Below are 26576 nucleotides of genomic sequence, written 5' to 3'. Positions count from 1 at the left end.
GCATCAGCGCCGCCACGGCGATCCCGCCGTCGGCGGCAGCACGCGGGCGCCAATCATGACCGCCTATCGTCAGCAGGTGCTGCTCTGCGCCGCCGCAATCGAGCGTGGGGTCGGGCGGCCGCGGGATATGAAGGCTCAGGTGCCCAATGCCGGCCGAATCCTGCTGGACAACGTCTACGGATGGTTCGAACGCAAGGAGAAGGGCGTCTACGCCCTGACGCCTGCAGGGCAGGCGGCGCTCTTGCGCTGGCCGCAGACTATTCTCTCCGAGCCTGCTCCTTGAGCCACGCGAAAGGGGAACCTCATTGCCCTTTGACAAATCCGCCGTCTTCCCCCATATCACCCTGAACTGAACCGCCTGCGCGACATTCGCGTGGGCGGTTTTGCGTTTCAACGGCTTGAAAGCTGCAATTCATTCGCAACCGCAGGGGAACGATATGAGTGACAACGGCGATCTTACGGTTCGCAAGCTGGCGATGTGGGGGATTCCGCTGTCGCTCGGCGTCATGGGGCTGAAGATGGTGGCCTGGTGGGTCACCGGGTCGGTGGCGCTGCTGTCGGACGGGCTCGAATCGTCGGTCAACGTCGTTGCCGCCTTCATCGCCTTCTTCGTCATCCGCTATGCGCAGAAGCCGGCCGATCACGACCATCCCTTCGGTCATCACAAGGCGGAATATCTGTCTGCCGTCACCGAGGGCGTGCTGATCGTCGTCGCCGCGCTGCTGATCGTCAACGAGGCGGTCGGTTATCTCGCCGAGCCGCGCATGCTGGATGCACCGGTGCTCGGTCTTGCGATCAATTTCGCGGCCGGCGTCATCAATGCGATCTGGGCGCAGCTGCTGATCCGGACCGGACGCAGACATCGTTCGGCAGCGCTTTCGGCGGACGGGCAGCATATCATGTCGGATGTGGTGACCTCTGTCGGCGTGCTTGTTGGCCTGTTGCTGGCGCTGGCAACGGGTTATGCGATCTTCGATCCGGTGCTTGCCATTCTCGTTGCCGTCAACATCCTCTATCAGGGTTGGAAGGTGATCTCGCAATCGATCGGCGGGCTGATGGACCAGGCTGTCGAGCCACAGGAGGAGGAGGCGATCAAGCAGGCGATTGCCACCCACGCGGAGGGCTCGATCGGCGTGCATGACCTGAAAACCAGGCGGGCAGGCACCGTCACCTTCATCGATTTCCACATGGTGGTGCCTGGCGGGATGTCGGTGCGGCAGGCGCATGATATATGCGACCGCCTTGAGGATGCCATCAGGGCGGTGCACGAGGGCGCCACTATCGCAATTCATGTGGAGCCGGAGGGCGAAAAGGCTCACGGCATCCGCGTCAAAGTTGTCAAGGAGACATGATGCCGAGTACCGATGTTTCCAGCCTGTCGATGCTGGGTCAGCAGACCGAAACCGCGCAATCGCCGGAGGAGGCAATGCTTGAGAAAGTGCCGTCCAACCATGCCGACACCGATTACGTCGTGCGCTTCACCGCGCCGGAATTCACTTCGCTCTGCCCGATGACCGGGCAACCGGATTTCGCTCATATCGTCATCGACTACATTCCGGGCGAATGGCTGGTGGAATCGAAGTCGCTGAAGCTCTTCCTGCATTCCTTCCGCAATCACGGCGCTTTCCACGAGGATTGCTCGATCTACATCGCCAAGCGCATCGTCGAGTTGCTCGATCCCAGGTGGCTCAGGATCGGCGCCTACTGGTATCCGCGCGGAGGCATCCCGATCGACGTCTTCTGGCAGACGGGCAAGCCGCCGGAAGGCGTGTGGCTGCCGGAACAGGGCGTTGCCACCTACCGCGGCCGTGGGTGAGCTGCGTTCGGGCGCAGCCCGAGCAATCGATCCAGTGAATCGATTGCAGCAGCGAACGCCCTGAGCCGAAGCGAAGGGCCGGGCGACGATGCAGCAATATCAACTGCCGCCCATTCTCCGGCCGCTAGATCTCACACATCCGTAACATCGTCGCCGGACGAGTCGTCGGTGGAATCGCTGCCGCCGTCGTAATCGGCTTGCTGCAGGTTGGCGTCGTTGTCATCGGCTGTGTTGTCGGAGGCCTGACGGGTGTCGTCATTGCCGTAATAATTGTTGATGACAGTTTCTTCGGTCGGCGCGCTGGCATTGCCGAGGGGATTGGCGCCGAACGGCGAACCCAAGCCGAGCGAGGACATGTGGTTGCCGAAGATGCCGCTCAGCGAATTGGCAAGCAGCATGCCGCCGGCCACGCCCGCTGCCGTGCCGAGCGCGCCGTGCAGGAAGCTGCCGCCCGCCGACGGCGCAGAGGCCTGCTGGCTCCAGGGGCCGGTCGGCTGCTGCTGGGGCTGGGGCTGGCGGACATTGCCGTCGCCGCGGGGATCGTCATAGTCGCGGGATTGCTGGCCCCAGGGACCAGGATTGGAGGGGCCGGGATTGGAGGGAACTGGGGCCGGCTGCTGCGTCTGGGTGTTGCCGAAGATCGAGCTCAAGAAGCCGCCGCCCTGTTCGGCCTGGCGGTGTTCGCTCTCGCCGGCTTCCAGCTGGCGGACATGCTCTTCGAGTTGCTTGATGTGGTTGGCAGCCGCCTCCAGCCCCTTTTCCTGAACGATGACGGCCTGGGCGAGATAATAGGTGGCGGAGGGCTGTTCGCGCGTCGCCTGGTCGATCAGGGCTTCGGCATCGCGGTCGCGCGGCGTGGCCGCAGCGGTGCGTACGCGGTCGAAGAGGGCGGTCAGCAATTGGCGTTCTTCGGGTGACATTGTCCTGCCTCCTAGTGATCTGATGCGGCGTTTGCCGCGTGAGGTTGAGGTAGGAACCGATTTAGGCTTTTCAAAGCCTTTCGCCGTTACAATTCAGTAAGGCTTGCAGAACGGCGCGCGGCTTCTTAAGGATATCTCCATCGCTTCGGTGCCTTGTGTTTTTCCCGCATTGTTTTAGGCATTGAGTCGCACTATGTGCGAGGAACCCGAATTCATCTCCAAGAGGTTCGAATGAACGACGAAGACCAGGACGACAAGACGAAGGAACTGCCGCTCGGCAAGGAAACGGAGGCGAATCTTTTCAAGTCGCGTTCGATCTTCATCTACGGACCGATCAATCAGGAATTGGCGCAGAAGGTCTGCTCGCAGCTCGTGGCGCTTGCCGCGGCCAGTGACGAGGACATCCGCATCTATGTCAATTCGCCCGGCGGCCACGTCGAATCCGGCGATTCCATTCATGACATGATCAAGTTCATCAAGCCGAAGGTCTGGATGATCGGTACCGGCTGGGTCGCATCGGCCGGCGCGCTGATCTATGTCGCCACTCCGAAGGAACGGCGCCTGTGCCTGCCGAACACGCGCTTCCTGCTGCATCAGCCCTCCGGCGGCACGCGCGGCATGGCATCCGACATCGAAATCCAGGCACGCGAGATCATCAAGATGAACGAGCGCCTGAACAGGATCATGGCGGAGGCCACTGGCCAGCCGCTCGACAAGATCGACAAGGATACGGATCGCGACTACTGGCTTTCGGCCGAGGAGGCGAAGGATTATGGCCTCGTTTCACGGATCGTCACATCGCAGGCCGATATCTAAGTTTTATCAGCCAAAGCTGCCAAGAACCCGCCCTTGCCTGCCCATCGCAGGTGAGGGCGTTCTGTTTTTGGATAGCGCTTGAACGGAGATGATCTCCTAGCGGCAAGGTCTGAACGGAAAGCAATGAATCCGGACTTGCGCCTGGGACGGCCATCATGCTCCATGCGCCATTCGCGCAGCTCGAGTCCCGCCATGCTCAAAGATTTTTCCGTCCAGGCCCTGTTCATGGGACTGCTGACTGCCTTCGTCGGCTCCGCCAGTTCCTTCGCCGTCGTGCTGCACGGGCTTGAGGCGGTCGGCGCGACGGATGCGCAGGCGGCATCCGGTCTGATGGCATTGTCGATCTCCATGGGCATCTGCGCGATCGTGCTCAGTGCCGTGACGCGATTGCCGATCAGTATCGCCTGGTCGACGCCGGGCGCCGCGCTGCTGGCAAGCACCGGGGCAATCGAGGGCGGCTTCAATGCGGCGGTCGGGGCATTCCTGGTCTGTGCTGCGCTGATCATCGTCGCCGGGCTGTTCAAGCCGCTCGGCCGGGCGGTTGCCGCCATTCCCGCGCCGCTTGCCAATGCGATGCTTTCCGGCGTGCTGATCGGCCTCTGCTTCGCGCCGGTGAAGGCAATCGGCTTCAATCCGCTGTTCGGGCTGCCGATCGTTCTCGCCTGGATCGTTGTCGGCGCCTTCAAGCGGCTCTGGGCGGTGCCGGCAGCACTCGCGGCCTTCGTGCTGGTGCTTGTCTTCGGCGTCGATATTCCCGAGGGCGCATTCGCCTCGCTCGAACGATCGCTGGTGCCGACGGCCGAAGTCGTCCGGCCGGTGTTCAACCTTGCTGCTTTCATCTCGATCGCGCTGCCGCTCTTCATCGTCACCATGGCCTCGCAGAACATTCCCGGCATCGCGGTGCTGAAGGTCAATCACTACGATCCGAAGCCCGGTCCGCTCTTTGCCGTCACCGGCTTCTTCTCGCTGCTGTCGGCGCCGTTCGGCGGCCACGCGGTCAATCTGGCGGCGATCACCGCGGCGATGTGCGCGGGCCAAGATGCCCATGCCGATCCGAAGCGTCGCTACTGGGCATCACTGATCGCCGGCGTCGGTTATATCATCCTCGGCTCGCTTGCCGGCGCGGTGACGGCCTTCGTCGCATTGGCGCCTCCTATCCTGATCGAGGCGGTGGCGGGGCTGGCGCTGGTCGGCGCCTTCTCGTCCTCGGCAATGTCGGCTTTCCAGGCGCCGGACTCGCGCGAGGCGGCGGCAATCACCTTCCTCGTCACCGCCTCCGGCGTTTCCTTCGGCGGTATTTCCGGCGCCTTCTGGGGCCTGATCGCGGGTGGGCTGATGCTCGCGCTGTCGCGGCTGGTGAAGATTTGGAAAGACCGAGCTCAGTCGAGGTAGCGGAAGGTCGGTCTGCTCTCCAAATGCCGGATCCTGGCGCTTTCAAGCAGCTCCGCCGGCAATAGGTGGGCAGTTCATCGAATGTTGGCGGCGACCAAAGGCCGGGCAAGGACTTGCCAGCTTTACCGTCCGAGGCTATAAGCGCGGTCATGAAGACCACTGGCGCCAGAATTTCTGACACGATTGTACGCGGCCGCATCGCCCTGCGTGACAATACGCGCGCCCTGACCTCGCTCCTTCTCCTCGGCCTTACGCGCGGTTGCCGGGTCCTTTGAGGAGCGCCCGGCGGCCGAAAGCCCGCCCGGCCATCGCTCCTCGCGACTCACTTTCAAAATTGACCTAACGACCGACAAGGTCCGCATTTGTTTATCGCCAAGCCCGACGTGATCGGCTAAGAGCGGGCAAATGCCGGGACGAGGAGACGATACGATGGACGCGAAGACGCAATCCCCCCGAGATAAGATGGCCTCCAAGAGCGAGATGAGCCCCGCAAAAGGCATGCCAGACGCCGCGGTGAAATACCGGGCCTATCCGCAGGTGAACATTCCCGACCGCACATGGCCGACGAAGACCATTACCAAGGCACCGGTCTGGTGCTCGGTCGACCTGCGCGACGGCAACCAGGCGCTCGTCGACCCGATGGGCCACGATCGCAAGGCGCGCATGTTCCATTTGCTCATCGAGATGGGCTTCAAGGAAATCGAGATCGGTTTCCCCTCGGCTTCGCAGACCGATTTCGACTTCGCCCGCTGGTGCGTGGAGGAGGGCAATGTGCCCGACGACGTCTCCCTGCAGGTGTTGGTACAGTGCCGCCCGGAACTCATCACCCGCACCTTCGAAGCGCTGGAAGGCGCAATCCGGCCGATCGTGCATTTCTACAACTCCACCAGCGAGTTGCAGCGCCGCGTCGTCTTCGCCAAGGATGTGCAGGGCATCAAGCAGATCGCCGTCGATGCCGCCAAGATGATCACCGATATGGCCACGAAGGCCGGCGGCGGTTACCGTTTCGAATATTCCCCCGAGAGCTTTACCGGCACCGAACTCGACGTGGCGCTGGAGATCTGCAACGCCGTCATCGAGGTCGTCAAGCCGACGCCCGACAACAAGCTGATCATCAACCTGCCGTCCACCGTCGAGATGGCGACGCCGAACGTCTATGCCGACCAGATCGAATGGATGTGCCGCAACCTCGATAATCGCGAGAACCTGATCGTTTCGCTGCATCCGCATAACGATCGCGGCACCGGCATTGCCGCTGCCGAACTGGCACTGCTGGCAGGTGCCGACCGGGTCGAAGGCACGCTGTTCGGCAATGGCGAGCGCACCGGCAATGTCGACATGGTGACGATGGCGCTGAACATGTTCACGCAAGGCGTCGATCCCGAGATCGATTGCTCGAATATCGAGCGCATCAAGGAAGTGTTCGAATATTCGAACCAGATGGTGATCGGCGAGCGTCATCCCTATGTCGGCGAGCTGGTCTATACGGCCTTCTCCGGCTCGCATCAGGACGCGATCAACAAGGGTATGAAGGCAGCACAGGTCGCCAATCATCCCGTGTGGGAAGTTCCGTACCTGCCGATTGATCCGCGCGATGTCGGTCGTTCCTACGAGGCGATCATCCGCATCAACTCTCAGTCTGGCAAGGGCGGCATCGCCTATATCCTGCAGCAGGATTACGGGCTGAACCTGCCGCGCAACCTGCAGGTGGAATTCCGCGAGGATATCCAGCGCATCACCGACGTAGAGGGCAAGGAGCTTCCGTCCCGGCGCATCTACGACCGCTTCATCGAGCGCTACGTGACGCAGCCGGAAGGGCGCCTGCGCTTCGTCGACCATCACACCTATCCCGACACTGAGCACAAGGGTCAGCGGATCGTCGCAGCCGAGATTACCGACAATGGGGAGATCAAGCGCATCGAAGGGCGCGGCAACGGTCCGATCGATGGCTTCATCAATGCGCTGTCGCATTATCTCGGCATCGAGATGTCGGTCGAGGACTATTCCGAGCATTCGCTCCAGCATGGCTCGAACGCGGCGGCGATCTCCTATGTCGAGACCTCCTATCCCGGCGGCAAACTCTTCGGCGCCGGCATCAATACCAACATCGTCGCGGCATCGCTGGAAGCGATCGTCTCGGCGGCAAACCGCGTGCTCGACGTGAAGGCCGGCAAGGCCTGATTTCGGAAAGCCTCAGGCCTCGGCCGTAATACTGCATTAAATTATGTAGAAATTCAAAGTGTTACAGCGTCCTATGCGCGTCTGAAAAGACGCGCGGCGCTGTAGCGCGGCGCGGCCTGACGATGCAGTCGGCAATCTCGCCGGCTTCATTTCGCGCCTCTGCGTGGCGCTGGCCCCATTGGCAGAGCGCCAGCAGCACCGGTTCGAGACCAAGGCCGAGTTCAGTCGCGCTGTATTCGACACGGGCGGGGACCTCGGCAAAGACTTGGCGGGCGACCAGCCCGTGCTCCTCCATCTCGCGCAGCTGCTGGATCAGCACCTTCTGGGTAATGGCGGGCATCATCCGCTTCAGTTCCGAAAGACGCTTCGGACCGGAGAAGACGTAATAGAGGATGATGGGTTTCCAGCGTCCTGAGATCACCTTCAGCGCACGCTCGACCGGCAGCTCGGGGAGTCTTTTCATCGGCTCAGCCATGGTCACCTCCTGGTGGGTATGGCACGAAAGAGTGTGTATTTTTATCTGATAGTCTATTGCTAAACCTGCCCCACGCCAATCAGACGTGAGGTTCATCTGTCATGAAAGCCGTCCAATTCACTCGCTTCGGTCCTCCCGATGTCCTCGAGGTCGTAGAACTGCCGGTTCCCGAGCTGGGGCCGGGTGAGTTTCTCATCCGCGTCCATGCGGCGGGTGTCAACTTCTTTGAGGTGCTGATGCGGGCCGACCGTTATGCCGCAACGCCCGATCTGCCGATGTTTCCCGGTGTCGAGGTCGCGGGTACGATCGAGCGAGCAGAGCCTGGTGCCGACCGCTCGCTCATTGGCATGCGGGTTGCCGTTCCTCTCTTTGCGACCGGGCGCGGTTCTGGCGGCTATGCCGAATTCGTCGCGGTCGACGGCGGGGCGGTGATGCAGCTGCCGGATGCGGTTTCTTTCGCGGCGGCTGCCGGTTTGATGGTGCAAGGGCTGACCGCGTCGCATCTCCTGCGCCGCAGTCCCGCGAAAGGCAAGAATGTTCTCGTGAGTGCGGCAGCGGGCGGTGTCGGGTCGCTGCTGGTGCAGCTCGCGAGACGTGACGGGGCGAGGATGGTGATCGCGGCGGCGAGCAGTGACGAGAAGAGGGCGCTTTCCCTGTCTCTCGGCGCCGATCATGCGGTCGATTATACGGCGTCTGGCTGGCAGGAGGACGTCAGAAGGCTGACCGGAGGGCTCGGCGCGGATATCATCTATGAAACCGTCGGCGGCGCGTTTTCAAGGGCGGCACTCGATGCGCTGGCGCCTTGCGGCGAGCTGGTGCTGGCGGCGATGGGGCGGTTCGGGCTTGAGGAGGCCGATGTCGAGCACATGCTTGATGACAATCAGTCAATCAAGGGATTTTCGCTATTGCCGCTGCTGACGCCTCAGGGGGTGCAGGAGGATCTTGCCGCGCTCTTCGAGCTTGCCGCGGCGGGTGCCCTGACGGTTATCGACGGCGGTCGTTTCCCACTGCATCAAGCGGCGGAAGCGCATCGCGCCATCGAAGGGCGGCGGGCGGTCGGCAAGGTGGTGCTGGTGCCTTAAATCAAAGAAGGCGATGCACGATGTCGTGCGATACCGCTCGGCATCGTGCTCCGGCAATCAGATCGCGGTGGCGATCTCCATGGCGAGCTGGCCGAGCGTTGCTTCGGCGGAGGGGCCGGCAAGCACATAGGAGGTGCCGGCATTGTGCCAGGTCACGAGGCCGATCTCGTCCTTGATCGTTTCCTTGAAGTCGTCGGTCTCCGGCGGCTGTGCGTCCTTGCGGAAGCAAATGGAGATGATGTCGCCATCGGAATTAGAATAGACGAGCTGTCCGACAGGGCGGCTATCGCCAAGGATGACGCGTGCGCCCTGGAAGGTCCAGGCTTCGGCGCTCAGATCCGGCACGCGGAAGGGCACGCCGATCGCCGTCGTCAGCCAGCTGGAGATTTCCTCGGCCTGCGAGGCGGGCACTTCGACGAGATGACGGGGCTGGCGGATCAGCAGGCGTTGATAGGCGGTGACGTCGCCCAGCCAGTCGCTGGTATTGGCCGGTGCCGCATTGGTGGTAGCCGTGCTGGCAATCTCGTCGGCATCCGGCGCGGTGCCGACGAAATAGCCGATACCGCAACCGACGACAAAGAGGATGAGGGCGGCGGCCAGTGCCTGCGGGCCGCTCGGCGCCAGTTTCACTTGCGGGCGCGTGGCGCGCTGGGCGATCGGCGTTTTCGGCGGCTGCGTGCTCTTGATCGAGCGGACGAGGGCAAGCGGTACAGGCTCCTTCAGGATATCGTCGAGGCGGCGGCGGCCGAAATCAGCGCCGTGACGCAGCTTCTCATGCAGTCGGCGTGCATTCTCGTCGCTTGCCAGACGCTGCTCCAGTTCTTGCCGCTGTTCGAGCGAGACTTCGCCGTCGAGAAGAGCGGTGAGCTGGGCTTCGAGCGGCAGTTTCCTAAGATCGAGCAAATTCAGAACCTGTGGATCGGGTGGGTGCCGGCAAGCCCGGCGAAATGCAGCCTCGCGGTCGCGAGCTGCGAGACGACGTTTGCCACCGGAATACCCATGATGTCGGCCGCCTGCTGGTAGCTGTGGCCTTCGACGTCGACCAGCAGGAACATGCTAGAAACGCCATCCGGCATATCGGAAATCATGTGATGGATGGTGTCGGGATCGACCGCGGCCGAGCGATCGCGCGCGGCCTCGCGAATATCGGTGACGTTGCCGCGGACGGAAGCCTTCGGCTTGCGCTTGCGGTTGTCGTCGGTCCATTGCTGGCGGGCAAGCGTATAGATCCAGCTTTCCAGACGGCCTTCGCCGCTCCATTGATGACCTTTGGAGACGGCGCGCTGACAGACGGCCTGAACGAGTTCATCGGCCACGGCAACCTCGCCCGCGAGCGTGATCGCGAAGCGGCGAAGGCGGGGCAGGAGGCCGACGAGATCACGCCGGAGATCGATGGTCGTTGCGGGCTGACGCATTGTCTATCCAAGAAGCATTCACAATGGTTTCGCGGACGAAGGGTTCGCCGTCGGGCGCGAAACCGACTTTATCGACGCCGTCGTTGCATGCGCTTTATGAAACAAGTCTCCTGCACTTCGCAAGCATCCGGTCGTCTTCATCCCTCTTTCCCAAGGGATTTTCGTATTGTGGCCTGCAAAGCTTGCGTCAATATGTCTTGTAGCCGTTCAAGCTTTGCAGCAGGGAGCGATAGGCCCAGGTGCCTTCGCCGCCGCGATCACGGATTTCGACAAGCTGGACGCGAGCACCCTGGATGTCTCCCTGTTCCACCAGCGCCATGCCCATATAGGAGCGGGCGAGGATATAATTCTCATCCGCCTGCAGCGCCTTGCGGTAGTAGGACATGCCGAGCTCCATGCGGCCGGCCTTGCGGTTGGCGTAGCCGAGATAGTTCAGGACGCGCGGGTCGTTCTGGTAGCGAGCGAGATTGAGCACGGTGATGGCGTTGTCATACTGGCCGGCATAGGCAAACTCGCGGGCGAACTGATAGAGATCGTCGTCGTTGAAGCTGCTCTTCTTCGGGTTGACACATTCCTTCTTGGCCTTGTCCCAGACCTTGCCGCCGGTGCAGGTCTTGGTCGTCTGGGTCTTCGGCGGCGGGTTGGTGTCATCGTTGCTGTCGCCGGCCGCGAAAGCGGCCGTGGCGATGCCGAAGGCAAAGCCGGCGGCGAGCGAAAGTCTGGACAGGTGGCGGAAAGAAAAAGTCATCGGCGCGCTCCGTTCTCAGGCAATGCATTTGCTCGGATTGTACGCTTACCACTAAAAATACCAAGAGGGTAAGCAACCTCTGCGGCAAATGTTGCGACGGTGGCCTGATGTCCTCGCAGATCGATTCAAGTGCTGCACAAAAAGAGTCTGGAACTGGAGCTAAGACGCGAAAATATCGGCGCTTTCCGGCATCACCGCGTCGCCAGCCCTGTTGAGGCTGAAGCGCTCGCCGCTGAGCTCCCAGGCACCGGGAGAGCCATCGATGGAGAAGAGGTTGTAGGCTGCGGGCGGCTTGATGCTGCCCGGTCCCTGCGAGGCAGAGGCGATACCGACGACTGGCACCGGCTGCATCTGGCCGCGCAGCCAATTTAGCGTGTTCAGGTGCGTATGTCCGTGCAGCACGAGTTCGGCGCCGCCCGTCGAAATCACGGCGGCGAAGCGGCGGATGCCGATCATCCGTTTATAGAAGGCCGTGGCGCCGCGGATCGGCGGGTGATGGATCATGACGACGCGGAAGAGACCGGCTTCGCCAGCCGCACGCAGTATGTTGACAGTATCGCGGGCCTGTCGCGCGCCGAAAAAGCCAGAGGCGGCGAAGGGAGGGGTGGCGACCGCCGTCGAGCAGCCGACAATCGCGACTTTGCCGCGAACGCGCAGATAAGGAAAGATATGGCGGTCGTCCTGCCATTGCGGTGGAGCGAGATCGCCGCGGACATAATCGTACCAGGCGCGCATCGACTTCTCGTAGGAGCCGGGTACATAGGCATCGTGATTGCCGGGAACGACCGACGTGTCTGCGGGATCGCCGAGCGCGCGCAGCCAGGCGGCGGCCGAGCGGATCTCGATGCCGCTCGCCAGATTGACGAGGTCCCCGGTGACGGCCAGGTGATCGGCCTGATGGGCGCGGATGTCGTCGAGCAGCAGATCCAACGTGCTGCCGAAAAGGTGCTTGCGTCGATTTCGATGCCAGTTCACAAAGCCTGTTATGCGTTTTGAAAACAGCTCTTGAATGGAAAGACTGGGCAACGGCCCGAGGTGGACGTCGGAAATATGCGCGAGCTTGAACATTCTACGAGACATAGACCAGCTTATTGACAAATCAAACACATCCGGCGCGATGAAGAGCCGAAACGGAACGATGGTGGATAAAGAGAAGCGGCCCCCTCACATCAGGCTGGCGTTGCGCCTCCTGCATGTCTATTTCTCCTTTGCCCGCGGCATGACCGTGGGTGTCAGGGCCGCCTGCTTCGATGCGGACGGTCGTATTTTCCTGGTGCGCCACAGCTATATCGGCGGCTGGCATATGCCCGGCGGCGGACTGGAGCGCAACGAGACGGCCGAAGAAGCGCTGGTCAAGGAGCTGCGCGAGGAGGGCAACCTCAGGATCATCGGCAAACCGGAGTTGGTTCAGGTCTATTTCAACACCACGACCACAAAGCGTGACCATGTCGTGTTCTACCGGGCGACAGTCGAGCAGACCGCGCCGCGGCCGCCGGACTGGGAGATCTCCGACAGCGGCTTCTTCTCCCTCGACAGCCTGCCCGAGGGCACGACCGATGCCACCCATCGCCGTCTTGCCGAGCTTCGGGGCGAGCAGGAGCCCGACCATCGCTGGTAAGTTCAGGCCCCGGCAAGCCCGCTGCATAATTTACTCTTAAATCGGAATCGATTCTAAGAGTAAATTATGCAGCAATTTAAAGTTCTACAGCGTCCTTTGCGCGTCTGAAAAGACGCGCTGCGCTGTAGCGCGGCCATGCGGGCTGTCGAGATCGAGGGTCGGGCCGACGGGGACGATGCCGGTCGGGTTGATCGTCTTGTGGCTGCGGTAATAGTGCTGCTTGATATGTGTCAGATTCACCGTCTCGGCAACGCCAGGCATCTGGTAGAGATCGCGGAGGTAGCCTGGCAGGTTGCGGTAATCCGCGATGCGGCGGATGTTGCATTTGAAGTGGCCGACATAGACGGGGTCGAAACGCACCAGCGTGGTGAACAGGCGCCAGTCGGCCTCGGTTTGCCTGCTGCCGAAGAGATAGCGGTTTTTGCCTAGACGTTCATCGAGCATCTCGAGCGTTTCGAACAGCTTGGCCACATTTTCCGCATAGGCTTCCTGGGTGGTGGCAAAGCCTGCCTTGTAGACGCCGTTGTTGACGGTGTCGTAGACGGTGGTGTTCAGCGCATCGATTTCGGCGCGAAGGTCCTCGGGATAGAAATCGGCTGTCGAGCCGGTCAGCCCGTCGAAGGCGCCGTTGAACATGCGAATGATCTCGGCGGATTCGTTGTTGACGATCGTGCCGGTCTTCTTGTCCCAGAGCACGGGAACGGTGACGCGGCCGGAATGGTGCGGATCAGCCTTGACATAGACCTGCCAAAGCGCGGACGCGCCGAAGAGGTGGTCGCCGGTGGCGCCGTCGCCGACCTTGAACTCCCAGCCGTTCTCGAGCATCAGTGGATCGACGACGGAAACCGAGATCAGCTCTTCGAGCTTCTTCAGCTTGCGGAAGATCAGCGTGCGGTGCGCCCAGGGGCAGGCGAGCGAGACATAGAGATGGTAACGCCCGGCCTCGGCCTTGAAGCCGCCGCTGCCGGAAGGGCCGGCCCCACCGTCCGATGTCACCCAGTTGCGGAACTGCGAGGGCTGCCGCTTGAAATGGCCCTTGCTCTCCTTCGTGTCGTACCAGGCGTCACGCCAGACGCCGTCCACCAGCATTCCCATGATCTTCATTCCCTTGATTGCGTGTTGGAGCGGAAGATATCGCAGATGGCAGGGCTTTACAGGCGGCAAAGATTGAACAGTGCGTCACATCGTTCGGGCACCGCATAATTCAAAGTGTTGCAGCGTCCTTTTTGGCTCTCGAAAAGATGCGCCGCGGTGTGGTCGTGCATTTTGCGTTGGACGACGGAAATTTTTCCTGCTATCGGCCTTTTCACGATTTTCGGACACTGCCTGATGTTCATTTCCAGAAACCCGCGACGACGCTGATGCTCCCGAACGCCCAAGGCGTGTTCGAGACCCATCAATCTGTCCATCCGGTTTCTGTCATCATGTACAAGCACGATCTCGTCTACCTCACTGAAGACGCGTCTCATGACGCCGCCATCGAACACATCAACGAAGAAGCCTTCGGTCCCGGCCGCTTCACCCGCGCTGCCGCGCGCATCCGTGAGCAGGGGCCTCATGATCTGTCGCTTTCCTTCATCTGCACCGATAATGGTGAGACGATCGCCTCCGTGCGCATGACGCCGGTGCTGGCCGGCACGGTGAAGGGACATCTGCTCGGTCCGCTCGCCGTCCGCCCCTCCCACAAGAACAAGGGCATCGGCCGGGAGTTGGTGCGGATTGCGGTGGAGGCGGCAAGACGCAAAGGCTCGGAAGCCGTCATCCTCGTCGGCGATCCACCCTATTACGGCCCGCTCGGCTTCGAGAAGGTTGCCTATAACGCGCTGTCTTTTCCAGGCCCGGTCGATCCCCATCGTGTGCTCGTCGTTCCGATCGCCGAGGGCGTGCATGAGCGGCTGAAAGGCACGATCGCCTGGCGCGAATGATCTTGCGACAGCCGCTACAGGCTTTTCCGGAGAAGCTGTGCGTGCCGCCTTCCGTGTCACCTTGCCGTCGGTATCGCGGATGAGGACCGCGAGCGGCCAACGATCCGAGGGCCGACATCGCTGGTGTTGAAGGCCGAGAGCGCATCGGTGATCACCGCAAGTTCCTCCGGCGTGGGCGAGGCGGTGAGCTCGAATTCCGGCATGAGATTAGCGCCCTTCTCGCCACCACATGGCGCCGAAGGCGAGCAGCAGGATGCCGACGCCGGCGAAACCGGCAAAGAGCGGCAGCGTGTTAATGCCCTTCAAGACCGTCTCGTTGGTCATGCGGATCATCATGCGATCGTTGTCGGAGACGCGGACCTGGCCGCGCACCGGCAGGATCGGCGGCACGGAGATCGCGCCATTTGCATTGGAGACGCGGGCAACGAGACCCTTGCTTCTGTCGGCGACCGGCTGCAGTACATCGGTCGTCGAGATCATCGCCTTGAATTCCGGTGCGTCGACGGCGCCGATATGGACAAGCGTCGACAGCCTGCCGTTGCGGATTTCGAAGAGGCCGATTTCGTCCATCCTCTTCTCGGCCTTGTAGAGCCCGGGTTCGGACTGGGTGAGCGGCAGAGTTTCGGTCTTGCCGGAGGGATAGCGCACGGTGGCATTGCCGGGATTGTCGCCGATCGTCTGGCGGGTGACTTCAAGGGTTCGGCCGGAGGCGCGCGCCGTCAGCGCTTCTTCCTCGAGCGCCGGCTCCTTCATCAGCCAATGGGCGATACGGCGATAGAGCGAAACGTTCGGACCGCCGCCTTCGAAGCCGCGCGCCCAGAGCCAGCCCTGATCGGAAAGCAGCATGGCGACGCGACCCTGACCGGCGCGGTTCAGCACCAGCAGCGGGTGGTTGTCGGCGCCGAGCATGATCGTCTCGCCCTGCGGCCGGTCGACATCGACACTACGGAACCACCGGCCCCAATGCGGCGGGTCCTCACTCGAACCGTCCAGGCCGCGCGTGACGGGATGTTTGCGGCCTTCCTCGGAGAGGCGGGGATAAAAGGCCTTCTCGATCATCTCTCCGGTGGGCGTCGCCGGCAGAACCGAGGAAAGCGGCGTCAAGGCAATGGAATCGGGGCCGGCATGCTCGGGACCGGCGGCGATCAGCAGCGCGCCGCCATTGTCGACATATTGCGCGATGTAATCGTAATAGAGCAGCGGCAGCACGCCGCGGTGCTGGTAGCGGTCGAAGATGATCAGGTCGAAATCCTTGATCTTGTCGACGAAGAGCTCGCGCGTCGGGAAGGCGATCAGCGACAGCTCGTTGATCGGCGTGCCGTCCTGTTTTTCCGGCGGACGCAAGATGGTGAAGTGGACGAGATCGACCGAGGCATCGGATTTCAGCAGGTTGCGCCAAGCGCGCTCGCCGGCATGCGGCTCGCCGGAGACGAGCAGGACGCGGAGGTTCTGGCGGATGCCGTCGATAACGTGGACGGCGCGGTTGTTGGCGGTGGTGACTTCACCTGGAAGTGCTGCGACCGAGAATTCGAGCACGTTGCTGCCGCCACCCGGCACTTTGAAGGAGAACGGCGTATCCTGCCCGGGCGTCGCCTGCAGGGTGGCGATCTCGTCACCATTCAGCTTCACCGTGACATCGGCCGTGCCGCCGGGGCTCGGGCCGTCGTCGAAGACGCGCAAGATTACCTGCTGCTCCTCGTTGACGATGCCGAAGCGCGGCCCCTTGATGACTTCGATGCGGCGATCGAATTCGTTGGCCTTGCCGGTGACGAGGCCATGGATCGGCGCGTCGAAACCAAGCGCCTGATTGGCGGCCGGAACATCATGGACTTCACCGTCGGTCAGCATGATGGCGCCGCCGATGCGGGCGGGCGGGACATCGGCGACGTTGGCCGACAGCGCGTCGAACAGGCGCGTCGACGGAACATCGGAATTGACGTCGCCTTCGACATCGACGAAGCGGGGCTCTATCTGGGGGAAACGGGCGAGCTGTCCTTTCAGGGCCGCAAGCGCCTCGTCGGTCATCTTGACGCGATCGGGCGTCTGCTGGCTCTGGCTTCGATCGACAAGAACGGGGACGATCGTCGACAGCTGATCCCGGTCTTCCTGCAGCAGCACAGGATTGGCAAGGGCGGCCAGCATGGCGAGCGCTGCCAGCGTTCTGATCCAGGCGCCGCGAATGCCGCGCAAGATCGCGAAGACGGCGATGATGGCGCTGACGGCGGCCAATGCAGCCAGAACCGACCAGGGCAGGAAGGGCGAAAAGTCGAATGTCATCTCATTGTCCTAACCGTTCGAGGAGGTCGGGAACATGGACCTGGTCGGTCTTGTAGTTGCCGGTCAGCATGTACATCATGATGTTGACGCCGGAACGGTAGGCATATTCGCGCTGCGTTTCATCCGACGGCACAGTCGGCAGTATCGGTACGCCGTTCTCGTCGATTGCCCACGCGCCGGCGAAATCATTGCCGGTGATCAGGATCGGCGACACGCCGTCGGCCGTCGCCGCCGATTTTTCGCTCGGCCCCTGACCGCCTTGCCGGGCCTCGATCCAGAGAGGGCTGCCGGCATAACGACCGGGAAAGCTCGACAGGAGATAGAAGGATTTCGTCAGCACGTGATCTGATGGTACCGGCTCAAGCGCCGGAATGTCCAGATTGGCGAGGATTGCCTGCAGCCTCTCACCGTTGGCGCTGACATTGCCGCCATTGTCCAATGCGCTGATCTGATCGCGCGTATCAAAAAGCACGGTGCCGCCATTGCGCATATAGGCATCGATACGGCTGATCGCCGCCGACGATGGCATCGGCGCGGTTGCCGAAACCGGCCAGTAGATGATCGGATAGAACGAGAGCTCGTCTTTGGTGAGGTCGATGCCGACGGGCGGTGCCGGCTCCAGCGTCGTGCGAAACGTCAGGAACTGGGTTAGTCCCTCGAGACCGCGCTCGGATATATTGTCCACATCCTGTTCGCCGGTGACGACATAGGCGAGATGGGTGTTGTCAAGCCTCTGCAGGATGAGGTCGTCGCCGGGCTTGGAGTCGTCGGCATGAAGCGTGCCGGGTTGCATTAGAAAGCCGGCGCCGGCGGCGACCGCGATCATCGCGGCGGTGCGGACAGCCGGGCGCAATCGCGAGAATGCACCATTCATGAAGAGGACGATCAGGCTGTCGGCCAAGAGCAGCAGGAAGGCCGCGAAAAAGAGCGCGGGTTTTGCCGACCAGCTTTCGCCGCCGACCAGGCCTTCGCGCACGGCATTGGTTCCTGTTGTGTCGAGTGGTTTCAGTTCGGCGTTCTCGGGCAGCACGTTCAAAGAGGTGAAACCATCCTCCGAACCGTAGAGCCCCGGAGGGTTGTCGAAATTTGCCGTCGGTTCGACTCCGGCCTGTGGAATGAGCGGCCGCGCCGATCCCGTCTCGGAGACGAGCGTGCCCTTGGCCGTCAGCATGCGGAATGGCGGCAGAGTTTCGGAGACACGCGCATTGCCGCGCGCCTCCGATGTCACGCCGCCCGAGCGCGATATCTGCAGGAGGTGACGCAGCATGTCGACGAAAGTGCCGGAGATCGGCAGATCGGACCAGGTTGCTTCCGCGGTAACGTGAAACAGGACGATCTGGCCGGAGGCGAGCTGCTTCATCGTGACGAGCGGCGTGCCGTCAGCCAAGCTTGCCCAGGTGCGTTCGGCAAGATCGGGCGTCGGTTCGGCAAGCACCTGCCGCTTGACGACGACATCGGCCGGACGCGCTATGCCGGCGAAAGGCCCGATACTCGGAAATTCGGCAAGCGACTGCGGCTCGCTCCAGGACAAGGTGCCGCCCAGCGCCCGTTCTCCCTGACGCAGGATGACAGGGATCAGCGGATCATCCGCAGGGGCTGCCGCCATGCGGGGGCCGGCAAAACGCAGGAGCATGCCGCCATTCGATATCCAGCGCGTCAAAGGCTCGTAGGTCTCCTCCGGCAGCCGGCCGATATCGGCCATGATAATGATCGAGGGATTGCTGGCGAGAAGTTTTGGTATTGCGACCGAAAGATCGGAATCGGCAGGTTGGATCAGATCCGCATAAGGTTGCAGCGCCCGCTGGATGTAATAGAGCGGCGAGAGCAGCGGCTGGAACTCGTCCCCTCCTTCACCCGACAGCAAGACGACGCGGCGGCGCTTGAATGCGTCGTCGAGAAGGTGGACGGCGCCTGCCGTCGCGCCATTATCGACGCTGACGCGCGCAAAATCGTTGCGCATCTCGAAGGGGGCGGTGATCGAACTGGTCGCAACGCTCTGGCCGGGGCGGAAATCCGCCCTGCCATTGGCGATCGAGCGACCCTGGGTATCGACGGCGTTCAGCGCTACCGATGCGGCCTGCGCACTGTTGAGCCGCGTGACCTTGACGGTCATGGCATCCGCCGCATTGTTGGCCGCCGTAATCGCCACTGTCCGCGCGGCATCGCCCTCGATCAGGCGCAGATCGGCGGGTTGGAGTTCGGCGAGCCTGCGCACCGTCGCGTCGTCGGGCTTGGCGGCGGCGCCGTCGGTCAGGAAGGCGAGGGTACCGGGCTTGATGCCGTTCAGCGCGGCGCGCAGCGCCTGGAAGGCGCGTTCGCGGTCCGGCACAAGCGGTCGTGGCTCGGCGGCGCGCAGCTTGTCGCGGGCGGCAGCGGCGGTGCCGGGCACGGCGTCGTTGGTCGGATCGGCGGTGAAGGCGATCGACACTGGCGTGCCGGCGGATTCGGCATCGTCTATCAATGCGTCGGCGGTCTGGATGCGGCGCTCCCAGTCGGGTGCCGCGGCCCAGCTGTTGTCGACGAAGAGGACGAGTGGGCCACCTGATGCGAGTGAACTGGTGCGTGGATTGAAAACCGGATCGGCGATCGCAAGGATGATGGCGGCAGCGAGCAGCATGCGCAGCAGCGTCAACCACCACGGGCTTTGCGCCGGCGTCTCCTCGCGCTTCAGCACGGAGGCTAGAATTTTCAGCGGCGGAAAGACTTCGGTCTTCGGACGTGGCGGCGTCAGCCGCAGCAGCCACCAGATGATGGGCAAGGCAAGGAGCGCGCCGAGAATGGCGGGATAGGCGAAAGCGAAGGGAAGGGCGTTCATAGCTGCCCTCCATGCGTTGCCTTGGCCGGCATGCCGGACAGATACATGTGCACCGCGACCAGCGCCTCCGACGCAAGGTGATCGGTGCGGTGGCTCGCGAAGGTCCAGCCGAGATGGCGCAGCGACTGGCCGAGGCTGTCCCTGCGGGCGAGATAGGCGGTGCGATAGGCCTCGCGGATATGTTCGGCGCGGCCGGAGATAAGCTTGGCGCCGCTCTCGGGATCGGTGAATTCGGTGCGGCCGCTATAGGGGAATATCTCCTCGGCCGGATCTGATATCTCGACCACGTGGCCGCGCAGGCCACGGCGGGCAAGCGGGCCGAGCCGTTCCATGATTGCCGGCGCATCGTCGAGGAAATCGCCGATAAGGACGAGGTCGCTCCAGCCGCGGATCATCGCCGTTTCCGGCAGGCCGCCGGTCAGCGGCGTGTGCATGAGAGCGGCTGCGAGGCGTTCGGCGGCGTTACGGGCGGAGGCGGGTTCCATGATGCCGGGGCAGCCGATGCGCTCGCCGGAGCGGGCGAGGATTTCGGCAAGCGCCAGCATGATGACCAGCGCGCGGCTTTCCTTGGAGACGCTGCCATAGCTCGACTTGTACATCATCGAGGGCGACATGTCGCACCAGAGCCAGATCGTATGCGCTGCCTCCCATTCGCGCTCGCGCACATAGGTATGATCGTCGCGGGCGGAGCGACGCCAATCGATGCGCGACAGGCTCTCGCCCTCGGCATAGGGACGGAACTGCCAGAAATTCTCGCCGATGCCGCGCTTGCGGCGGCCATGCCAGCCGGCGATCACCGTGTTGGCGATGCGCTTGGCTTCCACCAGGCAGTCCGGTACCAGGGCGGCCCGCTGCCTTGCGCGGGAAAGGGCATCGCTGCCGGGTGTCGGATTGACGATCTGTCCGATAGATGCCACGCGTCCGGCTTCCTTATCCCTTTGCCTGCTTGACCAGTCCGGCGATGACATCACGCACCGACATGCCTTCGGCGCGGGCGGCGAAAGTCAGCGCCATGCGGTGCTGAAGAATGGGTTCGGCGAGCGCGAAGATATCGTCCAGAGACGGGGCGAGACGGCCTTCGTAGAGCGCGCGGGCACGCGCGCAGAGCATCATCGCCTGGCCGGCGCGCGGGCCGGGGCCCCAGGCGACATTCTTGTCGGTCGAGGCATTGCCCTGTCCTGGGCGGGCGGAACGCACCAGCGCCAGGATGGCATCGACGACCGTGTCGCTCACCGGCATCTGGCGCACCAGGGTCTGGATCTCGAGCAGCCTCTGTGCATCGATGATGGCTTCCGGCCGGGTTTCGCCCAGGCCCGTCGTCTCAAGCAGGATCTGGCGCTCGGCGGCGAGTTCAGGGTAATTGACGTCGACCTGCAGCAGGAAGCGGTCGAGCTGGGCTTCGGGCAGGGGATAGGTGCCTTCCTGCTCGAGCGGGTTCTGGGTGGCAAGCACATGGAATGGCGCCGGCAGGTCATAACGCTGGCCGGCGATCGTGATATGGTATTCCTGCATGGATTGCAGGAGGGCCGACTGGGTACGCGGCGAGGCACGGTTGATCTCGTCGGCCATCAGGAGCTGGGCGAAGACCGGGCCCTTGACGAAACGGAAGGAGCGGCGTCCACTGTCGTCCTGGTCCATCACCTCGGAGCCGAGAATATCCGAGGGCATCAGATCAGGCGTGAACTGGATGCGGTTGGCGGCAAGGCCGAGCACCTCGCCGAGCGTCGTCACCAGTCTGGTCTTGGCAAGGCCGGGAACGCCGACGAGCAGGGCATGGCCGCCTGACAGCACGGCGAGAATGGTGTTCTCGACGACGCTTTCCTGGCCGAAGATTACTTTCGAGACTTCACCGCGGATGGCGGCGATATCGGAGAGCGCCTTTTCGGCGGCGGCGACGATCGCCTTTTCATCGAGGCTGGCTTCGGTCTTCATCATACCCATGCGTATCTCCAACGGCTGAAATCATTCGGCAGCGAATCGGCGGACTTATACATGTGCCTCATGCCCGATAGAGTTATGGAGATGTGACGGGCTGACAAGTTCGTTGCGAATGACTATCTCGTGACTTTACTTCGTTAAGGACAAACCGGGACGGAAGAATGGCAGCCGAGGAAATCAGCGGACAGGCGGATGCGGCGGGACTTGCCGCACTGATTTCGCGCGCGTCTCAGGAAAATGCCGGCAAAAAACGAGGATTACCGCCGGTCGAGCGGTGGAATCCGCCTTTCTGCGGCGATATCGACATGGAAATCCGGGCGGACGGTACCTGGTTCTACATGGGCACGCCGATTGGCCGACCGGCGCTGGTGCGGCTGTTCTCGACGGTTTTAAGAAAAGACGACGACCAGAAGACCTATCTCGTAACTCCTGTGGAAAAGGTCGGTATTAGGGTCGTCGACGCGCCTTTCATCGCCGTGGAGATGAGCGTGACGGAGCGACAAGGCCAACAGGTGCTGACCTTCCGCACCAATGTCGGCGATGTCGTGGAGGCGGGAGGAGAGCATCGGCTGCGCTTTGCCATTGCGGGCGAGAATGCCGAATTGAAACCCTATCTGCATGTGCGCGGGCGGCTGGAGGCGCTGGTGTCGCGTGCGGTGATGTATGAACTGGTGGCGCTCGGCGAGACGATCGAGGTCGAGGGACAGGCGATGTTCGCCGTCCGCTCCGCCGGAGAAGTCTTTGCGATGATGCAGGCCGATGAACTGGATGCGCTTTCCCGATGAATGATGCGATTACCCAACGTTATCCGCTGTTTTCCGCAGCCGAATTCCGCCGCCGCGCGCTCAACCAGAATGGTGGGCCGGTCGATCATGCCTGGCGCGATCACGGGGACCACATCCTCAATCCCGATATCGTCGCCGAGGTCGAGACCTTCGAGCTGCGCGACGCCGCCGTGCTCGTGCCCGTCGTCGACGACGGCGAGGAAGCGCATGTGATCTTCACCAAGCGCACGGCGACGCTGCGCAAACATTCCGGGCAGATCGCCTTTCCCGGCGGGTCGATCGATCCCGCCGATATCTCGCCCGAAATGGCGGCGATCCGCGAGACGGAGGAGGAGATCGGCCTGGCCGGTTCCTTCGTCGAAACCGTCGGGCGGCTGCCGAATTACCTTGCCTCGACGGGCTTCCGCATTACGCCGGTGCTCGGCGTCGTCTCGCCAGGCTTTGCGCTGACGCTGAACCCGACCGAGGTGGACGACGTGTTCGAGGTGCCGCTTTCCTTCCTGATGGATCCTGCCAATCACACCCGCGACAGACGTGTCATCGACGGCGTCGACCGGCATTTCTACCGCGTGCCCTATGAAACCAGAATGATCTGGGGCATCACCGCCGGCATCGTCCGCACGCTTTACGAAAGGCTTTATGCATGACCGGCATCGCCGACCAAGCATGGTTCCGCGACCCGGCCCTCGGCCGGATCTTGGCACTTCTCAATGCCGATGGCGGGGAAGGGCGGGTGGTTGGCGGAGCGGTGCGCAACAGCCTGATGGGCCTGCCGGTCAATGATGTCGACATAGCCACCACACTCAGACCGGAGGCGGTGATGGAGCGGGCGGCGGCGGGCGGCATCAAGGCAGTCCCAACCGGCCTGGAGCACGGCACGGTGACGCTCGTCATCGACGGCAAGCCCTTCGAGGTGACGACGCTTCGTACCGACGTCGAGACCGACGGACGCCATGCCAAGGTTGCCTTCAGCACCGACTGGAAGGCAGACGCCGAACGGCGGGATCTGACGATCAACGCGCTTTATGCCGATGCGGGGGGCGAGGTGGTGGATCTCGTCGGCGGGCTTGCCGACATCGAGAAGCGCAACATCCGCTTCATCGGCGATGCCGCAAGGCGTATTGCCGAGGATCATTTGCGTATCCTGCGCTTCTTCCGCTTCTTTGCCTATTACGGTTCCGGGCGGCCGGATGCCGAGGGGCTAAAGGCGTGTTCCGTCGCGCGTTCGAAACTGACGACGCTTTCGGCAGAACGCGTCTGGTCTGAACTGCGAAAGCTGCTAGGTGCTGCCGATCCTGGCCGGGCGCTGCTCTGGATGCGGCAGGTGGCGGTGCTGACGGAAATCCTGCCGGAATCGGAACGATGGGGGATCGATGCGATCCCGTCGCTGATCATCACCGAAAAGGCGCTCGGCTGGACGCCCGATCCGTTGCTGCGCCTTGCGGCGATCGTGCCGCCCGATGCGGCGCGCATGGAGGCGCTTGCCGCCCGGCTCAAACTCTCGAATGCGGAAGCGGCCACTCTCAAGGCCTGGGCCATGGCAGCGCCTGTCAATGACGACATGTCGTCGGCGGCCTTCGAACGGCTGCTTTACCGCAACGGCGCTGACGGCATCACGACACGGCTGAAGCTCGCGCTTGCGGTTGCGCGCGGCAAGGCTGAAGGCGATTTCGACGAAATGGCGCGGTCGGCGCGGCTTATCAAGCTGCTGGACAGGGCAATGCACTGGAAGAAGCCACAGTTTCCGCTGAACGGCGGCGACGTGATTGCGGCAGGAATCGCGTCCGGCCCGCGCGTCGGCGAACTGCTTGCCGGCCTGGAAAACCAGTGGGTGGAGGAAAACTTCGTTGCCGACCGGGCGGCGCTGCTCGCCCGGCTGCAGGAACGCGTGCAATAATCAGGCGGCGGTCGCTTCGTCGCGAATGCGAGCCTTGATATTATCCACCATGTTCTCGCGGATCGTGGTCTCGCCGTGAGCATTTTTCAGGTGCTCGACGGCACGGCGGACCACCTCGGCGTCGCTATCTGCCCGTGTATGCCAGGCGCAGCCCGGAACGAGAGTGCCGCATTCGAAAAGTCGCATGGTCTTCTCCTCTGTTCGAAACACAACGACGATCGCGATCTTACGCGATTTATGAATGTGCGGGGGGAGGGAAGGTTCCGGCCGGCAATCGACATGCCGGCCAGTAAAGGCCGTGTCAGTCGGGCATCGCCCATGCTTTGTAGGTCTCCAAGAGGTGGCCGGGCATGTTGCTGTTGGCGGCCGCTGCTTCGTTCTGCAGCTGTTCCGGCGATTTTCCGCTGGCCAGTTGCAGCTTGACCTGCTCGATGAAGCAGGACAGCGGCAGATCCGAGCCGCTCTTGGTCCGCAGTTTCTCGGCAATGCGCGTCAGAAACTCGGATGTGTCGATCGTGCGGGATGTTTCCTGGACATCCGTGGACGCTGGCGAGCCACTTTGTATCGTCATGACAATCCTCCTCCGATTGTTACGCACATACATATAAAGTTAGGACGCACTGAGTTTTCGTGAAGGTCTATCACCTCGAATTTATCGATGAGAGATCACAGTTTCATGGCCAGCGGACGACGGGGGGCAACGAAGAGAGAATGGATTCGACGTTGCCGCCGGTCTTCAGGCCGAAGATCGTGCCGCGATCATACAGCAGATTAAATTCGACGTAGCGGCCTCGGCGGATCAATTGTTCGTCGCGATCGGCCTCTGTCCACAATTTATCGAAGTTGGAGCGGACGATTTTCGGATAGACCATGGCGAAAGCCCGGCCGACATCACGCGTGAAGGCGAAATCGGCGTCCCAGCCGCCAACTTCCTCGCTTGAATGCAGCCAGTCATAGAAGATGCCGCCGATGCCGCGGGCCTCGTTGCGGTGCTTCAGGAAGAAATATTCGTCGCACCAAGCCTTATAGGCATCATAATCGGCGACGGCGTGATTGCGGCAGGCGATCTCCATGGCCTTGTGGAAGAGCTGACTGTCCTCGTCTTCCTGCGTGCGGCGGCGCGACAACACCGGCGTCAGGTCGGCCCCGCCGCCGAACCAGCGGCTGGTGGTGACGACCATGCGGGTATTCATGTGCACCGCCGGAACGTTGGGGTTGACAGGATGGGCAATCAGCGAGATGCCGGAGGCCCAGAAACGCGGATCATCCTTGGCGCCGGGTATCTGGGCGCGGAAATCCGAGGCGAATTCGCCGTACACGGTGGAGGTATGGACGCCGACCTTTTCGAAGACGCGGCCTTCCATCATCGACATCCGGCCACCGCCGCCGGCGCCATTTTCGCGCGACCAGTCCTTGGCGACGAAGCGGCCGGGCTCCTGATCGGAGAGCGGCCCTTCCAACTCATCCTCGATGGCCTCGAAGGAGGCGCAGATCGTATCGCGCAACCCCTCGAACCAATTGCGGGCGGCAGCCTTCTTCTGTTCGATATCGTCAGGCAAGCCGATCGGCAGTTCCGGTCTTTCCATTTACGCCTCCGACGGTCGACATCTCCTTCGGAGGCGACTCGCTCATTCTTGATTGCCCGCCATGATTAGCAGTTGGTGCTGCATCTCGCCAAGCCAAGGCAGGCACTGGGCGCTTCCAAGATTCGACTCGCAAATCGAGAATTTCGATATTACCTTTTCCGAGGAGGTAGGTGTGATGAAAAAAGTTCCAGGGCCTCCGTCTTTCGACGGCCTGAAGCGCAGGATAGCGAGACATCGGGCGGAAAATCCGCCGAGCAAGAAGGACCATTTCGTGCGTGAGACATATTGCCTCGGCCTCATGGATGCACGCGCCAAGGCGCGCGAATGGTTCGACGAATATCCGAAAGCCGCTTACTGGACCGAAGTGGAAAGCTGGCGCCAGCTCGACGGCGACCAGATCGAATTCACCATGCGCCGCCTGCCTTCGGCTGATTGACCGTCACTTCGCAGCGGTGCGCACGCGGCTTTCGATCAGCAGGCCGCTTTCATCCATGATCGGATGCGCCACGGACACGATGTGGGCGTTCAGGCGCTTCAGGTCGCGCAACATGTCGAGATGCAGCGAACTCGTCTGAAGGCTGTCGGCGCGGCCGTCACGAAGGCGTTCGAGGTGGCGCTCGGCCGATTGTTTTTCCATCCGGCGCACCTCGACTTTTACCTCCATCATCTGACGCGCGAGATTGAAATCGCGGGTGACGAAGATCGTCTGGGCGACGCGCAGATTGTCGATCGTCAGATCGAACAGCTTGCGCAGTTCCTGATGACCGTCCTCGGAAAATTTTAAACCGAGAGAGATTTTCTTCGCCACCTGCTCCGCCAGACCCTTCTCGATGATGTCGCCCATATGTTCGAGATTGATCGCGTAATCGATGACGACGATCGAGCGGCGG

Annotated in this window: 28 protein-coding genes and 1 pseudogene; 13 read left to right on the top strand and 16 right to left on the bottom strand. The window is 62.3% G+C overall.

What is annotated here, in order from left to right; translation table 11 throughout:
- The 3 genes from FY112_RS16120 to queF form a co-directional block, all read left to right on the top strand.
- The coding region (locus FY112_RS16120; protein WP_246700693.1) for a DUF2161 family putative PD-(D/E)XK-type phosphodiesterase at positions 1–283 on the top strand (283 nt) is incomplete at its 5' end.
- Between the two features lie 154 nt (positions 284–437).
- On the top strand, positions 438–1352 hold the full coding sequence (emfA, locus tag FY112_RS16115) for a CDF family cation efflux transporter EmfA (RefSeq protein ID WP_151518837.1): 915 nt from the start codon (positions 438–440) through the stop codon (positions 1350–1352).
- The gene (gene queF, locus FY112_RS16110; RefSeq protein WP_131719292.1) at positions 1352–1816 is read left to right on the top strand and encodes a preQ(1) synthase; all 465 of its coding nucleotides are present in this window, start codon (positions 1352–1354) and stop codon (positions 1814–1816) included. The genes emfA and queF overlap by 1 nt, the downstream gene beginning before the upstream one ends.
- A 131-nt stretch (positions 1817–1947) precedes the next feature.
- Here queF and FY112_RS16105 read toward each other — a convergent pair whose 3' ends face one another.
- Positions 1948–2736 (bottom strand): DUF2076 domain-containing protein, encoded by a 789-nt coding sequence (locus FY112_RS16105; protein WP_151518836.1) that lies wholly within the window; start codon positions 2734–2736, stop codon positions 1948–1950.
- Positions 2737–2967: 231 nt separating this feature from the next.
- Between FY112_RS16105 and FY112_RS16100 the strand changes: the two genes are divergently transcribed.
- From FY112_RS16100 to leuA, 3 genes are all read left to right on the top strand, one after another.
- On the top strand, positions 2968–3552 hold the full coding sequence (locus tag FY112_RS16100) for an ATP-dependent Clp protease proteolytic subunit (protein WP_017961514.1): 585 nt from the start codon (positions 2968–2970) through the stop codon (positions 3550–3552).
- Positions 3553–3714: 162 nt separating this feature from the next.
- Entirely contained in the window at positions 3715–4944 is a 1230-nt protein-coding gene (locus tag FY112_RS16095; protein WP_151518835.1) for a benzoate/H(+) symporter BenE family transporter, read from the top strand.
- Between the two features lie 429 nt (positions 4945–5373).
- On the top strand, positions 5374–7125 hold the full coding sequence (gene leuA, locus FY112_RS16090) for a 2-isopropylmalate synthase (protein ID WP_151518834.1): 1752 nt from the start codon (positions 5374–5376) through the stop codon (positions 7123–7125).
- Positions 7126–7186: 61 nt separating this feature from the next.
- On the opposite strand, the gene FY112_RS16085 is transcribed toward leuA, so the two are convergent.
- Complete coding sequence (locus FY112_RS16085; protein WP_181018228.1) at positions 7187–7696, bottom strand: helix-turn-helix domain-containing protein; 510 nt, start codon at positions 7694–7696, stop codon at positions 7187–7189.
- A 5-nt stretch (positions 7697–7701) separates the two neighbouring features.
- Between FY112_RS16085 and FY112_RS16080 the strand changes: the two genes are divergently transcribed.
- The gene (locus FY112_RS16080; protein ID WP_151518833.1) at positions 7702–8682 is read left to right on the top strand and encodes a zinc-binding dehydrogenase; all 981 of its coding nucleotides are present in this window, start codon (positions 7702–7704) and stop codon (positions 8680–8682) included.
- Between the two features lie 57 nt (positions 8683–8739).
- Here FY112_RS16080 and FY112_RS16075 read toward each other — a convergent pair whose 3' ends face one another.
- The 4 genes from FY112_RS16075 to FY112_RS16060 form a co-directional block, all read right to left on the bottom strand.
- Entirely contained in the window at positions 8740–9585 is an 846-nt protein-coding gene (locus FY112_RS16075) for an anti-sigma factor (protein WP_017961505.1), read from the bottom strand.
- A 2-nt stretch (positions 9586–9587) separates the two neighbouring features.
- Entirely contained in the window at positions 9588–10097 is a 510-nt protein-coding gene (locus FY112_RS16070; protein ID WP_017961504.1) for an RNA polymerase sigma factor, read from the bottom strand.
- A gap of 187 nt (positions 10098–10284) precedes the next feature.
- Entirely contained in the window at positions 10285–10845 is a 561-nt protein-coding gene (locus tag FY112_RS16065) for a hypothetical protein (RefSeq protein ID WP_151518832.1), read from the bottom strand.
- 159 nt (positions 10846–11004) lie between these two features.
- Positions 11005–11913 carry a metallophosphoesterase gene (locus FY112_RS16060; RefSeq protein ID WP_017961502.1) on the bottom strand — a complete coding sequence of 303 codons (909 nt, stop codon included), beginning with the start codon at positions 11911–11913 and terminating at the stop codon, positions 11005–11007.
- Positions 11914–11983: 70 nt separating this feature from the next.
- On the opposite strand from FY112_RS16060, the gene FY112_RS16055 reads away from it, so the two are divergent.
- The gene (locus FY112_RS16055; protein ID WP_017961501.1) at positions 11984–12463 is read left to right on the top strand and encodes an NUDIX domain-containing protein; all 480 of its coding nucleotides are present in this window, start codon (positions 11984–11986) and stop codon (positions 12461–12463) included.
- An 84-nt stretch (positions 12464–12547) separates the two neighbouring features.
- Here the strand turns inward: FY112_RS16055 and FY112_RS16050 are convergent, their stop codons facing one another.
- Positions 12548–13558, bottom strand: coding sequence for a glutathione S-transferase family protein (locus tag FY112_RS16050; RefSeq protein ID WP_017961500.1), 1011 nt, complete (start codon positions 13556–13558; stop codon positions 12548–12550).
- Between the two features lie 266 nt (positions 13559–13824).
- Here FY112_RS16050 and FY112_RS16045 point away from each other — a divergent pair, with 266 nt between their 5' ends.
- Entirely contained in the window at positions 13825–14388 is a 564-nt protein-coding gene (locus FY112_RS16045) for an N-acetyltransferase (RefSeq protein ID WP_080635880.1), read from the top strand.
- Between the two features lie 54 nt (positions 14389–14442).
- On the opposite strand, the pseudogene FY112_RS16040 reads toward FY112_RS16045, so the two are convergent.
- From FY112_RS16040 to FY112_RS16020, 5 genes and pseudogenes are all read right to left on the bottom strand, one after another.
- Positions 14443–14591 (bottom strand): annotated as a pseudogene (locus tag FY112_RS16040) (GNAT family N-acetyltransferase); the annotation flags it as partial.
- A 4-nt stretch (positions 14592–14595) separates the two neighbouring features.
- Positions 14596–16665 carry a membrane protein gene (locus FY112_RS16035; RefSeq protein ID WP_017961498.1) on the bottom strand — a complete coding sequence of 690 codons (2070 nt, stop codon included), beginning with the start codon at positions 16663–16665 and terminating at the stop codon, positions 14596–14598.
- A 1-nt stretch (position 16666) separates the two neighbouring features.
- Positions 16667–19480: a DUF4159 domain-containing protein gene (locus FY112_RS16030; RefSeq protein WP_151518831.1), complete on the bottom strand. Its 2814-nt coding sequence runs from the start codon at positions 19478–19480 to the stop codon at positions 16667–16669.
- The gene (locus FY112_RS16025; RefSeq protein WP_017961496.1) at positions 19477–20397 is read right to left on the bottom strand and encodes a DUF58 domain-containing protein; all 921 of its coding nucleotides are present in this window, start codon (positions 20395–20397) and stop codon (positions 19477–19479) included. Before FY112_RS16025 ends, FY112_RS16030 begins: the two co-directional genes overlap by 4 nt.
- A gap of 13 nt (positions 20398–20410) precedes the next feature.
- Positions 20411–21421, bottom strand: a complete 1011-nt coding sequence (locus FY112_RS16020; protein WP_017961495.1) for a MoxR family ATPase — start codon at positions 21419–21421, stop codon at positions 20411–20413.
- Between the two features lie 158 nt (positions 21422–21579).
- Here FY112_RS16020 and FY112_RS16015 point away from each other — a divergent pair, with 158 nt between their 5' ends.
- From FY112_RS16015 to FY112_RS16005, 3 genes are read left to right on the top strand one after another with little or no spacing between them, the layout of a single operon-like run.
- On the top strand, positions 21580–22203 hold the full coding sequence (locus FY112_RS16015) for a DUF1285 domain-containing protein (RefSeq protein WP_017961494.1): 624 nt from the start codon (positions 21580–21582) through the stop codon (positions 22201–22203).
- Positions 22200–22850 carry a CoA pyrophosphatase gene (locus FY112_RS16010; protein ID WP_072637659.1) on the top strand — a complete coding sequence of 217 codons (651 nt, stop codon included), beginning with the start codon at positions 22200–22202 and terminating at the stop codon, positions 22848–22850. The genes FY112_RS16015 and FY112_RS16010 overlap by 4 nt, the downstream gene beginning before the upstream one ends.
- Complete coding sequence (locus FY112_RS16005) at positions 22847–24100, top strand: CCA tRNA nucleotidyltransferase (RefSeq protein ID WP_094088760.1); 1254 nt, start codon at positions 22847–22849, stop codon at positions 24098–24100. The genes FY112_RS16010 and FY112_RS16005 overlap by 4 nt, the downstream gene beginning before the upstream one ends.
- Here FY112_RS16005 and FY112_RS16000 read toward each other — a convergent pair whose 3' ends face one another.
- The 3 genes from FY112_RS16000 to hemF all read right to left on the bottom strand — a co-directional run bounded on the left by FY112_RS16000 (position 24101) and on the right by hemF (position 25686).
- Positions 24101–24286, bottom strand: a complete 186-nt coding sequence (locus tag FY112_RS16000) for a DUF1059 domain-containing protein (protein ID WP_017961491.1) — start codon at positions 24284–24286, stop codon at positions 24101–24103.
- A 115-nt stretch (positions 24287–24401) separates the two neighbouring features.
- Positions 24402–24671, bottom strand: coding sequence for a hypothetical protein (locus tag FY112_RS15995; RefSeq protein WP_026158795.1), 270 nt, complete (start codon positions 24669–24671; stop codon positions 24402–24404).
- A 103-nt stretch (positions 24672–24774) separates the two neighbouring features.
- Positions 24775–25686 (bottom strand): oxygen-dependent coproporphyrinogen oxidase, encoded by a 912-nt coding sequence (hemF, locus tag FY112_RS15990; RefSeq protein WP_027664105.1) that lies wholly within the window; start codon positions 25684–25686, stop codon positions 24775–24777.
- Between the two features lie 175 nt (positions 25687–25861).
- Between hemF and FY112_RS15985 the strand changes: the two genes are divergently transcribed.
- Entirely contained in the window at positions 25862–26122 is a 261-nt protein-coding gene (locus tag FY112_RS15985) for a hypothetical protein (RefSeq protein WP_003541775.1), read from the top strand.
- A 3-nt stretch (positions 26123–26125) separates the two neighbouring features.
- Here FY112_RS15985 and FY112_RS37835 read toward each other — a convergent pair.
- Positions 26126–26576, bottom strand: a 451-nt coding sequence (locus tag FY112_RS37835; protein ID WP_281408477.1) for a PhoU domain-containing protein, incomplete at its 5' end; no start/stop codon positions are given.

Origin of the sequence: Rhizobium sp. PEPV16, assembly GCF_008919455.1 — a bacterium.
Taxonomy (GTDB): Bacteria; Pseudomonadota; Alphaproteobacteria; order Rhizobiales; family Rhizobiaceae; genus Rhizobium; species Rhizobium leguminosarum_Q.
The sequence above is the reverse complement of the archived record's forward strand: the minus strand, read 5'-3'. Positions and strand labels throughout refer to the sequence as shown.